The organism is Alteromonas sp. AO-Serp (assembly GCF_017849675.1).
Taxonomy (GTDB): domain Bacteria; phylum Pseudomonadota; class Gammaproteobacteria; order Enterobacterales; family Alteromonadaceae; genus Alteromonas; species Alteromonas macleodii.
This window is the reverse complement of record NZ_JAFLMX010000063.1, coordinates 1-13,894: the sequence shown is the minus strand read 5'-3', so window position 1 is coordinate 13,894 and position 13,894 is coordinate 1. Positions and strand designations below refer to the sequence as shown.

The window sequence follows — 13,894 nt, the reverse complement described above, 5'->3', positions numbered from 1 at the left end:
ATTTAGCCAATCAACTTCTCGATACCAACGTGGACATTGCTGCCAAATTAACAAAACGCGAGTTCGAAATATTTATTGCGATAGCGATGAATAAATCCCGCTTCGATATTGCTGATGAGTTGGGCCTATCGGCTAAGACTGTCTCTAACGCACTTACCGTCATTAAGCGAAAGCTCGACGCGGTGCCCTCCCAGTTTTCAGCCATTGCGGCTAAACACGGTTATATCGGTGATGCAGAGCTTTCAGCGTCTCAATCGGTGTCTTTTGTCGAGAAGAGTGAGAAGTAGCCATAGGTTTCCCCTCCTAAAGTAGGAGTCAAATCGGTCTATCGCATCATGGTAGGTACAACGTAAAAGTACCATTATCAAACTACACAACAAACCAAGTTAGTGCGCGTGGTACGCGCAAAGTTATCAAAAGGTACTTCTTATGATTTATGCAAAGCCAGGTAGTGAAGGTTCGGTCGTAAGCTTCAAAGAAAGCTACGGTAATTTTATCAATGGCGAATGGGTAGCACCGGTTAAAGGTGAGTACTTCACCGCAACATCTCCAGTAGACGGCAGCGACATCGCACAAATCCCACGCTCAACATCTGAAGACATTGAGCTTGCGTTAGATGCCGCTCACGCTGCGAAAAAGGGCTGGGCAGATACGTCAGTAGCTGAGCGTTCTAACATTCTTCTGAAAATTGCCGATCGCATTGAAGAAAACCTAGAGCTACTTGCCGTTGCGGAAACATGGGACAATGGTAAAGCCGTTCGCGAAACGCTTAATGCAGACATTCCGCTGTGCGCAGACCACTTCCGTTATTACGCAGGCTGTATTCGAAGCCAAGAAGGCACCATCGGTGAAATTGATAAAAACACGGTGGCGTATCACTTCCACGAACCTTATGGTGTTGTTGGGCAAATCATTCCATGGAACTTCCCGCTACTTATGGCTGCATGGAAACTTGCGCCAGCACTTGTTACCGGTAACGTAGTGGTGCTAAAGCCAGCAGAACAAACGCCAGTATCTATCTTATTGTTCGCCGAACTAATCCAAGACCTACTGCCACCGGGTGTACTAAACATCGTTAACGGGTTCGGGGCAGAAGCCGGACAGGCTCTTGCAACAAGCACAAGAATTGCAAAAATTGCGTTTACTGGCTCTACACCTGTTGGCGGACATATCCTTCGCTGTGCTGCTGAAAACCTTATTCCATCTACCGTTGAGCTTGGCGGCAAGTCGCCAAACTTATTCTTCCCAGACATCATGAATCACGAGCCTGAATTTATTGATAAGTGTGCGGAAGGTTTAGTGCTTGGATACTTCAACCAAGGTGAAGTATGTACGTGTCCTTCTCGAGCGATTATTCACGAAGACATCTATGATGCATTCATGGAAAAAGTGTTGGAAAAAATTCAGAAGATCAAACGTGGCAACCCACTAGACACAGACACCATGGTGGGTGCACAGGCATCTAATGAGCAGTTCGAAAAGATCCTTAAATACATCGATATCGGTAAGTCAGAAGGGGCTCAGGTTGTCACTGGTGGTGAGAAAGAGCAGCTACCTGGCTTTGATGGAGGCTACTACATTCAGCCGACTATCTTGAAGGGTGAAAACCACATGCGTGTGTTCCAGGAAGAGATTTTTGGTCCGGTAATCGCTGTTCAAACCTTCAAAACCGAAGAAGAGGCGATTGAGATTGCCAATAATACAAGCTTCGGACTTGGCGCTGGTGTATGGAGCCGCGATGCGAATGTAGCATTCCGCGTGGGTCGAGCGATTGAAGCAGGTCGCGTATGGACGAACTGTTATCACTTGTATCCAGCTCACGCTGCGTTTGGCGGCTACAAGAAATCGGGCATTGGCCGCGAAACCCACAAGATGATGCTAGATCACTACCAGCAGACAAAAAATCTATTGGTAAGCTACGACATCAACCCACTTGGTTTCTTCTAAGTAAACCTGAGGGCGGCGCCTACCGCCGCCCGCTACTTTTATGCGCATCGCATTTTCCTCAATCATTTTCTTGCTGTTTCTCAGCACCAATGTGTTGGCGCAGTCTGACGCGACAGACATTCCACAAGACATTTACAAAATATTTCCCAATGCTACACGCGTGGGGGAGATGCACACTGACATCAAGGTAACCCCGGTCTATCAGCTTCAGCAACTACTCGGATATGTTTTTGAGTCGAATGACTTTGTCGACTTCATAGGCTTTTCAGGCAAACCAGTTAATGTAGTGATTGGGCTAGACACACAAGGCAATGTGGTCGATCTTTTCGTCAAGCAGCATAGCGAGCCGATTTTTTTGCACGGGCTTGGCGAGAAATCCATGTTTGATTTCGTTGCTCAATATCAAGGGCACAGCGTCAAAGAACGTTTTATCATTGGTGGTAAAAGCAATGTAGGCAAAGACGCTACCTACTTTGATGGGGTTACGAAAGCCACCGTATCGGTGCTGGTTATCAACGATACCATCGTGACATCTGCATTAGCCGTTGCCAGAGCTAAGCTCGATGGCTTTGTTGCGCCTAGCAACAATATTATCAATCCAGACTTTTACGAACCTCTTACTTTTAGCGAATTGGTGGACAAGGGCTACATTCAAAAGCACCAGATTACTCAGCAAAATACCGAAGGGCTTTCGAGAGAAGTGGTTCGGGCGGTTGACGATATTCAAAGCGAGTTTGCTCTTGATGGTGACATCATTGCCGAACACTACTATGCGTTTTTAAGTCTTCCTGTTGTGGGGAAAAACCTGCTGGATGAAGAGGAATTTGCTCGGTTACAGGAAAATCTAAATCCAGGAGAAATGGCACTGATGGTACTGAATACGAAAGGGTTCAGTTTTATCAGCGATGAGTTTATTCCCCAAACCACACCTGAGCATTTACGGGTATCTCAAGGCGGCTTTCCCACAGCTATCCGCGATATCGATTTTTATAGCTTCTATGACCCCGCATTTTCACAAGCATTGCCCGACTACAACGAGATCAAAGTACTTCGAGTAAAATCGAAAGGTGGGCTGTCACTTGACCAAGAAATGGAAATAGCGATTAGTGTGCCGTTTAAGCCGAGTTTCTTCGAGCAAGATGAGCATCTGTTCCCTTTGAAAGTGACACTGCCTAGTGCACTATTTATGGAAAATCCTGAGGCTCAGTTAGCGAAGCCCATTCCGTTGTGGCAGAAAATTTGGAGGGACAGAACCTTAACGATAAGCATCACCGTTGTTTATCTTGTAGCGCTGTCGTTGTTTTTTGCATTCCAGCAAAGGCTGACGCCTTACACCAAGTTTGTGCATACAGTGCGGGCATTTTCCCTTGTGTTCGTGCTGTTTTTTATTGGCTTTTACGCTCAAGGGCAACTGTCTGTTGTCAACATATACACGCTGCTACTGGATATTGTCGACGGATTTTCCTTAGAGGTATATCTTCTCGACCCGGTCATTTTTATTTTGTGGAGCTTTGTATTTGTCTCGTTGTTTATCGTTGGGCGGGGACTATTTTGCGGCTGGCTTTGCCCCTTCGGAGCACTCCAGGAAATGATGGGAATACTGGCTGAAAAGCTCAGGATAAAACAAATTAGAATTAAGCCACAGCACCACAAACGGGCACAAAAAATTAAATATGGGTTGCTTATAGGGCTTGTTGCGTGCTCATTCTATTCGCTAAACCTTGCGGAGAAGCTCGCTGAGATAGAGCCGTTTAAAACGTCCATAACCCTACACTTTGTTCGATATTGGCCTTTTGTACTGTATTCGGTTTTATTGCTGCTACTTAGTTTAAAAATTCATAAAGTGTACTGCCGCTATTTATGTCCGTTGGGAGCGGGGCTAGCCATTTTGGGGCGTTTCCCTTTAGTTAAATTGCTTACACGTAAAGATGCCTGTGGTAATCCGTGTCAGCTGTGCAAACAAAAGAAATGTGGTATTGATGCTATAGAACAAGACGGCAGCATTGACTATGCTGAATGTATTCAGTGCCTTGAGTGTGTGGTTACGTTAGATAACCCTGACTTGTGCAAAATCGATAAATATAAAAAGAAAAAGGTGCCAACGCGTGTCAAAAACCTCAATCCTGTCCGCACTTAGTCAACCTGCTAATAGCAAGGTTAACGATGACAACCATTCTAGTTTATACGGTGCTAAAGAAGCCTGCCGTGATGTGGCCAATGAGATTTTAGCCAACGTTAAGTGCGATGAAATAGAGCTATTACTCTTTCATACCAGCACGCTGTTTGACTTAGACACAGTAGCAAAGGAAATCTCCGCACGTTTTCCGCACGTGAATATTGTTGGCTGCACCAGTGCTGGAGAGTTTAATAAAAATGGGTACGGAACAGAAAAACTTTTGGCCGTCGCGTTTTTGAAAAACGAATTTTCTATTGCCACAGCATTGGTGCCTAATTTAGGCGAAGTAAACTTTGATGAAGCCCACGATATTGCCAGTGGTTTGCGCCGAGCCTTACAGGGAAGGGAGCGTCGTTACGATACAGAGCAGCACTTCGTTATTTCTGTGCTCGATGGACTTACCCGCCATGAGGAACATTTTCTAGAAACCTTTGCGACTGCATTTGGCAATATCCCACACTTAGGCGGTAGCGCCGGCGACGATTTAAAGCTTGAAGCCACCTATGTGTTTTACAACGGTGAATTTCATCGAGACGCTGCAGTATTGCTGCTTGTTGGCACGGGAAAGCCCTTCACCGTATTCTCCATTGATCACATTAACTCTCCCGTATCGAAGCTGGTGGTCACCCACGCCGATCCTGAGTCGCGAACCGTGTATGAAATAAACGGTGAACCTGCTGCGCAGTATTACGCCAGTTTATTGGGAATGAAAGCTGAAGACTTAACGCCTGATGTGTTTTCCATGTTTCCCCTTGCAGTGATGGTAGGTGGCAAGTACTTCATCCGCTCTATTCAAAAAGTAGATTTGGCCACTAACGCCATTACCTTTTACTGCGCGGTAGATATTGGCATTATTCTTACGTTTGTTCAGCTGGGTGACTGCATTGAAGCATTAGAAAGTAAACTAGACAAACTGCGCGCTCAGCTTGGCGAGCCCGAATTTGTCTATGCTTGCGATTGCTTTTTGCGAAGGCTCGAAATTCAACAAGGCAAAAACGACCACGAAATAAGACGGCTACAGCAAAGGTACAATGTCGCGGGCTTCAATGCCTATGGCGAGCATATTCACTCGGTTCACTTGAACCAAACGTTTACGGGGGTGTATTTTGCAGCCCAATAATCAATTTACCGACGTGGAAGCGCTCCAAAAGGCCCTTTACGAGCAACGGCGTGAAAACGAAAAGCTTGAGAAAATAAACGCAGCGCTGATGTATCGCATGGAAGAGGGCGGTTTTAATCATCACAGCTACCGCGCCTTCGAACATTCGGTTCAACTTTCTGAAAAAGTGAGTCAGAAAACAGAGGAGCTACAGTCAGTACTGCAAAAGCTGGAGCAGTCAAATGCCGAGCTAGTGCGGGCTCACGAAGAAACCCATCAGGTTAAACAGCGTTTACACGACGCCATTGAAAGCACTAATCAGGCGATGGTGTTGCTAGATAGACTGGGCGGGATCATCTTCTTTAATCGGCACTTTGAAACTGTTTGGGATGACCTTTCCATTACCCCTAAAATTGGCGATAACTATTACGATATCACCCAAGCTGCCAAGCATTCCGGGGTTATTCGCCGTGCCCTGCCTGCTGATGTCGAAGGCAGGATGATCTATCAGTTGTCGAACCGGCGATGGTATCAGCTGACCAATCGACCCACGCAAGAAGGCGGGAACGTTATTCTGTTTAACGACATCACTGAAGTAAAACTGCTTGAATCGAATCGTTACGAGCAAGTCATTAAAGAGAAAAACAAGCTGTTGCAAAGCCTTATCGATAATATTGATGTTGGAATATTGCTCATTGATAAAGAAGGTGGCATTGCGTTTTGGAATAACACGTTTTTGACCCAGTCAAACGTGCCCCAGCACGTACTGGTAAACAGTAAGAATATTTATGCCCTTCAAAATAACCGTCACTGGAGCGGGCTCAACCTAAACCCGGTGGGGCCAAGTACCCAGATTATACACGAGCAATTGGTGGTTGAACGCAACATCACTACACTGCCCGACGGCAATACGCTGTGCACGTTCACCAATGTTACATCGCAGCATCACTACGCAGAAACGCTGAAGCAAAACGAAAGCTGGATCCGCATGATAACCGATAATGTACCGGCGCTTATTGCTTACATTGGTACCGATAAAAAGTTTCAATACACCAATAAAGGTTATCGCGATTGGTATGGCGTTAGTGAGCAAGACATTAATGATATGCCTATGGATCGAAGCCATCTGAAAGAGGTTTACCCCAATCTTATTCAGTACTTGCGCCGTGTTAACCAAGGCGAAGTGGTGAGCTTTCAAAGCAAAGAAAAAAATGCTCATGGCGACGTTGGCTTTTTACAGAAAGTTTATTTGCCTCATTTCAATGAATCTGGCGATATCACCGGGCACTTTGTCTTGGCAACAGACGTGTCGCAGCAGGTAGAAAGCCAACTCCAGCTTAAAGCGGCTAAAGACCAATTAGAATCGAATGTAGAAAAGCGTACCCGTGAACTCAATCACGCCAACATCGCCCTTCAAGAAGCGATTGATTCAAAGAGCAAATTTTTGGCTGCTATTAGCCACGATCTTATGCAGCCCCTTAGCGCTGCCATCTTGTTCAACGAAACATTGAAAGATCAAGTGGATAGTTCATCCAGCCCCATTGTTACCGCCCTCGATAATTCACTGTCTGATTTACATGGCCTTATTCGCACGCTTATTGAAACATCCAAACTGGACGCTGGGGTGTTACAGCCCGATAAGCAGCTAGAAAATGTATTGCCGTTACTTATGCAGCTAGCCGAAGAGTTTACGCATATCAGTAAAGACTACAGTGTAGATTTTCGCTATCGCTTGAAAGAAGCTTTCGTGGTGACAGACGTGAACTTACTTTCTCGAATACTGCGAAATTTATTAATAAATGCAATGAAATACGGTGCCAACGGCAAGGTGTTACTGGCAGCACGAAAGGTGAATGAGAACCTAGAAATTAGCATCTATGATCAAGGTGTGGGTATAAGCGAAGACGATCAGAAAGTTATTTTTAAAGAGTTTTCCAGATTAGAAAACGATTTTAACTACTCTTACAGTTTGGGTCTGGGATTATACATTGTAGATAAAATGAGTAAGTTGCTAGAGCACGATATTCGAGTGCGCTCGAAAGAGGGCGTAGGCGCATGTTTCACGGTGACCATTCCTATTACCGAAGTGTGTGATACGAGTCAGGAACAAGACTATCTTTATACTTTGGAGCCATCGTTACCAGATTACGTTTTGGATAAGCATATATGGCACATTGATAACGATGCGAATATGCGCATTGCTATGCAAACGTTGTTCGCAAACTGGGACATGGAAGTAGACACCTTCTCAGGTTTTGAACAATGCAGTGCCGTAAATAATGGCAGCTTTGACGAGTGCGACATGCTTATTGTCGATTACCACCTAGATGAAGAAGAAACCGGTTTAGACATTGCGAAACGCGTAAGAAAAATCGCGCCTTCAATGCCCATTATGATTTGCACCGCTAATCACTCAAAAGCGTTAGCGAATGAACTTGAAGGCACTGACATTCAGCTGCTGCACAAACCTGTTAACTCCTCGGTGCTTAAGGCGGCGCTAGTCTCAAGCTTGAATGGCTAAAAGTAAACGTGTCTAAGACCTGTTAATCTTCGGTGCATAGCAAAGAGCAACAGGTCTTAATTAAAGACGTATTGGTTAAAGTCGATATTCGCGGCACTGGCCACAACCTTTACTCGGTTGCTGGCGCCTAATTTTTTAAGAATAGATGAGACGTGAGACTTAACCGTGGTTTCAGAAATATTAAGCTCGTAGGCAATCACTTTATTGGCTAACCCTTGAGTTAGATATTTCAGTACGGTCAGCTCTTTTCGTGTTAATGAACGAATTTGCTCCGGCGAAATACCGTTGTCATTGGTCATGCGTGTTCTGGTAGACGGCGTTCTCAATATCTCTGATGGTAAACACACGTTCCCTTCAAAAATACTCTCGATAGATGTGGCTATTTCTTCAATTTTGCTGCTTTTTGAAATAAAGCCAACGGCACCATAAGAAATGGTTTGCAGTATATTTTGCTTTTCCGTTTCAGCGGAAATAATCACTACAGGTACGTTAGGGTGTTGGTTTCGAACTTCTAAAAGTCCGTTTAGGCCACAGGTTTCCGGCATATTTAAATCAAGCATGATTAAGTCGAACTTCGCGTCTTGCTCTAGCAACGTTAACGCTTCAGAAATTGAATTGGCTTCGAGGGTTTCTGAGTCGGGAAACTTTTTCCCTAAAATGGTAATCATTGCGTGACGAAAAATAGGGTGGTCGTCAATTATCAAGATACGGTGCATGGTCTTTCCCTCAGCTAAAAAAGCGACATTTGCCGCTGGCCTTGTGACTTATTTGGGCTGGCGTTTTATTCACACATAAGCCTTTTAGTAAGACAAAATTATGGCGTAAATGAAACGCTTCAAAGTGACCAAGTTCCCCGAAATATTAAAAGCTAAACAGTCACTTCACGTGTTTACAATGTTAACATTAATATAACATTAAATCAGGCCTAATAAGACCAATGGCTTATAATAAAAAAGCACGTAAGACCAGTACTGACGGGACTTTCGTTCTATAACTCGTCAAGTAACTGCCTTCTTTTTTCGGCGTATTCTGTTTCGCTAATTAGGTTTGCCTTTTTTAGTGCGTCTAACCGTTTAAAACGAGCAACGATATCGTTTTCTGCTGGTAAGGGGGCCGAGCCTGCTACGTCTTTCTTACTGGGTGTGTTTTTCCTATTCGCTGGGGAAAGTGTTTCCTTTTCTACAGGTGCTTCAAATGCCAGCTGAGTCGGTGCGACCACCCAATCGAAGCGATTTTTCGTTTTTAGTTCTATACCAGGTGCGGAAAAAGAGAGTGGGGAATCGAATGAGAACTTTGCTTGTTTCCGGTTACCAAAATCAAAGTCGTATTTTACCAAGCCCTGAGAAGTAGGATCATAAGCCATTTCGTAGGCTTTATTGGCTACTTTATCGAACTCGCCAATAAGAATATTGAGCTGGTCGTCTGCAACGAAAATACTGCCTGCAACGTAATACGTTTGGGTTTTAAGGCCTGCCAAATAGCGCTTCTCTTTACTAAGGGCAAAAATTACGTCTTGCTGAGCAGTCGCTGTTCGCAGCGCCTCAGGCAGATAGGCGGCAAGTAACGCAACCTGTTCGTTGGAAAAAAGCGGTGTTGACGTATTTTTGTTCTTAACCACCTGAATAGCGCTAAGTATGGCGGATACATCCTGCTCTTGCAGCGTAAAGGGGTGCTGGTTGGCACGCATGTCACTGTCTGTTTCGTTTTGCTTTTCAACAAGGCGAATAAAATTGTTTTTGTCCTCCTGAAATATGACCTGTGCGTCTGCGATATGTACTGTCGTTATGAAGAGTAGGGCTAACAGAATGGGTTGAGCTGAACGTAATGAAAATAGAGATATATTTTTCATGATCTTTCCTTTTTCAATAGGAAAAGCGAGAGTGAATCTCGCTTTTTATGTCATATCTTTTAGCTTAATTTTAATTTCTTATTTAAGTGTAAAATTAATCAGTTTTTTATCATTAATTAAATGAATCGAGTAATTTTAAATTTCAGAGTAATTAGATATAACTTCAATGTTAAAATATGACTGATTTTTAATTCTCAATTAAAAGAACACAGTGCCACCTAGTTGAATTAGGGTTAAGTCTTCTGCGCTGTTATAAATTCCTTGCGCAGATTCTGAACCATCAATATCTAAACTTAGGTTTTCGTATTTCGCGTACACCAAGAAGCGCGAGCCAAAATATTGTTCTGCTGCAACACCCCACTGACTAAGCTCTGAGCCGGTAACGCCATCTAAATGAGCCATGCCGTATTGGTCGTTATAACTGGCATATTCAGCATAGAAAGCAGAATCACCAAAGCGATTAAACTGTTTTCTTATGCCTGCTTTAAAGTAATAAGCATCTGTATCGTCGCCCGACCCAACAATCGCATCGTCAGCTTCTTCCATCTGATAAGTGGCTACCCCAAATACTCCAGACTCAATATGCATGAGCCCTGCTTGCAGTTGCAGCGTAGTTGAACTGTTGCCCCCAACATTGCTACCGCCATCTTTATTCACTGAGTAACCTGCATGAAGGTTAGTTTTGAAGCCTTCGTGCTCAGCCGCATACTTAACCGCAATATCGTAAATTTCGTCGTTTGCATAACCTACTGCAATACTCACGTTGCCCATTTGAGGGAGATCGTAGCGCACGCCGTTGCGATATATACCGTTACAGTCAATACCAATACCCAAGCCAGGCGTAGCTAAGCACTGAGCAAATTGACCCCACGCGACATTGGTTGAACCTTCTTCTACGCCTCGAATAAAGAAGCCATTTGCTCTAAATAATGGAGAAATTCCCGACCAGATTGTGCCAGAGGGATCGGCTAGAACGGCAATGTTATCGGTGGGAAGGCTTTGTAAACCAATGGTGATTTTACCCCAGTCGCCACCAAAGTAGAGGCTACTGCCCAATAGGCCTATGTCGCCGCCATTGAAGGTGTCTAAGTTATCCTGATTGGCAAACAAAAGCGGGGTTTGATGGCCACCACCGGCGTAGTTGGGTGCGCCTGAAAGAGGCTCAATAATGACTTCAAAGCCCACGTCCATGCCTTGTTCTTCCAGTTTATAATTCCCTGAAAGCGTAATACGGCTGCCTAGCGTTGTACCGTTGTCTGAAAGTTGTGCCACATCACTACCCACACCGTCGTCGTAATAGGTTAAGCCTTCATTTATCCATCCAGAGATATTCCATGAATAGGGCTCGTCTTGGGCAAAACTATGGCTACTGACTGTGCTTAAAATGGCAATAGATAAACAGGTTTTTGTAAATGTATTCTTTTTCATTTTACTGTCCCAATATTGGTAGTGTTGATTAATTACAGTGGCTTTTTATTTTTATTTTTGACTGGTTTTAATGCTTTCGGTGTCCAGTAAATTGATAATAGGTTCTATTGAATTTTGAACCATCGGCCGTAAGGCGTGTTAATCTCCTTCTTTAGTAGCGGGAAAATTAAATGTAAAAATCATAAAAAACGCGACTACTGTGAAAAAGTAAGTCGCGTTTTTTTGATTTTTGTTCAGCTTTTGTGTGGATAAAAGCGCGTGTGGTAACAACTGCTATCTGATTAGAATCTCGCTTTTAGATTTACACTGACCATTCGCGGTTGTGCGGGGCCCACGAACTCTGCACCTTCTACGTCGGGATAAATGTCTTCTAATACCTCATCAGCCTCGCCATACGTGCCAAAGGTTTCATAGTCTTTGTCGAACACATTGTTCACACGTAGCGATGCGGTAAATGTGTCGTTGAAACGGTACGATGCATAAATGTTTGCAATAATGTATCCGTCAATCTTTTCATTTTCGTTAGCCTCATCGCCCCTAACGTACTGACTAGATGCTGAAATAACTTCTGCGCCTAAACGCGCTTTATCCGTTAAGGCGTAATCTGCGTAGAGCTTGACTAAATGCTCTGACTGGCCTGGAATTTTGTCACCTGGTGTTACGACCCGATCCGGCCCCTGAGGGTTAAAGGGGCTAAACGACGTGAATGTCGATTCGTAGGTTGCGTTAAGATAGTTGTAGTTTAACCGGTAGGTTAGTTTTTCCCACGTTGAGCCTACGCTGAATTCAACGCCCTGACGCTGGGTTTCATCAACGTTAATAAAGTATCCGCGAGAGGCAACAGAGCCTGCTTGTTGGAAGATAATGTCATCCTTACTTCTACTGTGAAAAACATTTAGCATCACGTCGATGTTATCAATGCGTGTGGTGTAGTTCGCTTCAATAGTTTGGGTGACCACCTGATCAAGAGGAGGATCGGCCACAAAACCGTTCGGTAAGCGGCACGGGTCGTCTTCATCTGCACAGCTTAACTCTGCTGGGCTTGGCGTTCTTGAAGACTGGCTGATTGCAAGATTCAACTGGCTTTGCTCATCAATAGTAATGTCTACACCTACCGCTGGGTTAAATTGGGTAAAACGGTGATTGCCGTCCAATGAACCTTCACCGTCATCAATCAGGTCTTCCATAACAATATGGTCTCGGTTAAAACGTCCACCAAGATTGAGTGATACGGCTGAAGAGAGCTGTGTACTATTCATGAAAAATAGCGACCATGCGGTGGTGTCTACATCTAATCTAACCCTGGCTTCTTGTGCCATGAGCCCGTCGATGGGTAAAACGGTGCGTGAGTCTTGTGCAGATTCGTTTTCCAAAATACCAAATGTAGTATCAGCGGCGTAGTTAACATCTCCTTTGGTGTAGCTGGCACCAACAATTAACTCTGAACTGAAGCCGCTTAAGGCATATTGTTTTGCTAGCTGAAAAGATAACCCAGTAGCTTTGGCGTCTGTCCGGCCCGTATTGTATGTTCCATCAAGTTCATCTGCGTCCACATCTGATATTTCACCAAGCGCGGTGTCGTCATCAAAGCCAATAAATTCAACCGCTTCTATATCGTCGCCTTCGCCTACAACAGGCAAATCATCGTCGTCGCCATCATCATCACTATCAAGCGGAGCATCATCATCATCATTGTCGTCATCATCTTCAAATTCACACAGTGTTACGCGTCCATCAGCGAACTGGCAGGCACCAAAATCACTGTCATCGCCGTTGATTGATTGAGTTTGTGTGTCGCGATAAAACATATTGGCGGTTAAAGATAAGGTGTCAGTTAAAACGAAATCACCGGTTATATTAACGTGCGTAAGTTCATTGTTGGTCTGATCGGGGTGGGTGTAGACCGCTTCTCTGCCTTCAATATCCAGCAGTTCAATAGGTGATGCACCATTGCCGAGTAACTCGTTATCGGCCATAAACAGGTTCATGTCGAGATGCATTTTGTCACTTTTATAGGCAAGCGATGTAAATACTTGCTGCACTTCAGATGGCGAATAGTCGCGCCAGCCATCTTCCTCATAGTGATTCAGGTTTACATAATACGCCCAATGATCGTTATGACCACCCGATTCCACAGATGCGGCTTTCTGGCCGAATTGTCCAGCCTGTAAATCTATTTCGTTGGCGTTGAAGCTAAACCCTGTTTTCGTTCTTAGCGCAAGGGCGCCGCCTAGCGTGTTTTGGCCAAACAGAGGGTTTGAACCAGAGTACAAAGAAACGGTATCTATAGCATCTAGAGGCATTAGGTCCCAATGCACAGTATCGCCAAACGCTTCATTAACCCGACCGCCGTTTAAGTACACCGAAATGCCCTGAGGTAGACCAAGCAGCGGAGAGGCAGTAAACCCGCGGTATTGCAGATCGGGTTGAAACGGATTGTTTTGAACATCGTTTAGGTTCACGCTTGCCAGCTGAGTTTTGAGTAGCTCCGGTAGTGAACGGTTGACGCTCCCTTCAATGTCGTCTTGAGTGAGTGTCTGAACGTTACCAAATACGGCAGAGTTATTGCCATTGGCATTAAGGGAGGTGACTCCTTGTACCTCTATGACCTCGTAGTGCTCGAATGCATTATTCGCTGCTGCAACGGTGTTACATACAGCGGCTACCGCGCTGGCAATGACAGTAAATACCAAAGGCGTTCTAGTTGTAAAAGCAGGCGTAGCTTCAAATTGTGACTCGCTTTTCGAGGGGCTGTCAGCAGGCTTTTCTATTGGGCATTGCAAAGGTTTACGTGTAGGCATGGTCTTGGCTGTGTAGTTATTATTTATGTTTTAAGTATTGCCCTAACCATTCCCTAAAAATATCCTCCTTAAG

Annotated in this window: 9 protein-coding genes; 5 read left to right on the top strand and 4 right to left on the bottom strand. The window is 44.6% G+C overall.

Annotated features, from left to right (window positions below; genetic code table 11):
• The 5 genes from QVA83_RS05380 to QVA83_RS05360 form a co-directional block, all read left to right on the top strand.
• Positions 1-287 (top strand): LuxR C-terminal-related transcriptional regulator (locus tag QVA83_RS05380; protein ID WP_287498215.1); only part of this gene is annotated, 287 nt, incomplete at its 5' end.
• 142 nt (positions 288-429) lie between these two features.
• Positions 430-1,947, top strand: coding sequence for an acetaldehyde dehydrogenase ExaC (exaC, locus tag QVA83_RS05375; protein ID WP_014950684.1), 1,518 nt, complete (start codon positions 430-432; stop codon positions 1,945-1,947).
• Between the two features lie 40 nt (positions 1,948-1,987).
• Positions 1,988-4,084 carry a 4Fe-4S binding protein gene (locus tag QVA83_RS05370; RefSeq protein ID WP_287498214.1) on the top strand — a complete coding sequence of 699 codons (2,097 nt, stop codon included), beginning with the start codon at positions 1,988-1,990 and terminating at the stop codon, positions 4,082-4,084.
• The gene (nosP, locus tag QVA83_RS05365) at positions 4,053-5,243 is read left to right on the top strand and encodes a nitric oxide-sensing protein NosP (protein ID WP_014980253.1); all 1,191 of its coding nucleotides are present in this window, start codon (positions 4,053-4,055) and stop codon (positions 5,241-5,243) included. Before QVA83_RS05370 ends, nosP begins: the two co-directional genes overlap by 32 nt.
• Positions 5,230-7,743: a hybrid sensor histidine kinase/response regulator gene (locus QVA83_RS05360; protein WP_287498213.1), complete on the top strand. Its 2,514-nt coding sequence runs from the start codon at positions 5,230-5,232 to the stop codon at positions 7,741-7,743. Before nosP ends, QVA83_RS05360 begins: the two co-directional genes overlap by 14 nt.
• A 56-nt stretch (positions 7,744-7,799) precedes the next feature.
• On the opposite strand, the gene QVA83_RS05355 is transcribed toward QVA83_RS05360, so the two are convergent.
• From QVA83_RS05355 to QVA83_RS05340, 4 genes are all read right to left on the bottom strand, one after another.
• Entirely contained in the window at positions 7,800-8,459 is a 660-nt protein-coding gene (locus tag QVA83_RS05355) for a response regulator (protein ID WP_287498212.1), read from the bottom strand.
• Between the two features lie 272 nt (positions 8,460-8,731).
• Complete coding sequence (locus QVA83_RS05350) at positions 8,732-9,592, bottom strand: hypothetical protein (protein ID WP_287498211.1); 861 nt, start codon at positions 9,590-9,592, stop codon at positions 8,732-8,734.
• Positions 9,593-9,790: 198 nt separating this feature from the next.
• Complete coding sequence (locus QVA83_RS05345) at positions 9,791-11,020, bottom strand: porin family protein (RefSeq protein WP_014980250.1); 1,230 nt, start codon at positions 11,018-11,020, stop codon at positions 9,791-9,793.
• Positions 11,021-11,301: 281 nt separating this feature from the next.
• Complete coding sequence (locus QVA83_RS05340) at positions 11,302-13,821, bottom strand: TonB-dependent receptor (RefSeq protein WP_287498210.1); 2,520 nt, start codon at positions 13,819-13,821, stop codon at positions 11,302-11,304.
• Positions 13,822-13,894 lie beyond the last annotated feature (73 nt).

Excerpts from the sequence above, each read along its gene's own strand:
- exaC (WP_014950684.1), top strand. The coding sequence starts at position 430 with ATGATTTATGCAAAGCCAGGTAGTGAAGGTTCGGTCGTAAGCTTCAAA.
- QVA83_RS05370 (WP_287498214.1), top strand. The coding sequence starts at position 1,988 with ATGCGCATCGCATTTTCCTCAATCATTTTCTTGCTGTTTCTCAGCACC.
- QVA83_RS05355 (WP_287498212.1), bottom strand. The coding sequence starts at position 8,459 with ATGCACCGTATCTTGATAATTGACGACCACCCTATTTTTCGTCACGCA.
- QVA83_RS05350 (WP_287498211.1), bottom strand. The coding sequence starts at position 9,592 with ATGAAAAATATATCTCTATTTTCATTACGTTCAGCTCAACCCATTCTG.
- QVA83_RS05345 (WP_014980250.1), bottom strand. The coding sequence starts at position 11,020 with ATGAAAAAGAATACATTTACAAAAACCTGTTTATCTATTGCCATTTTA.
- QVA83_RS05340 (WP_287498210.1), bottom strand. The coding sequence starts at position 13,821 with ATGCCTACACGTAAACCTTTGCAATGCCCAATAGAAAAGCCTGCTGAC.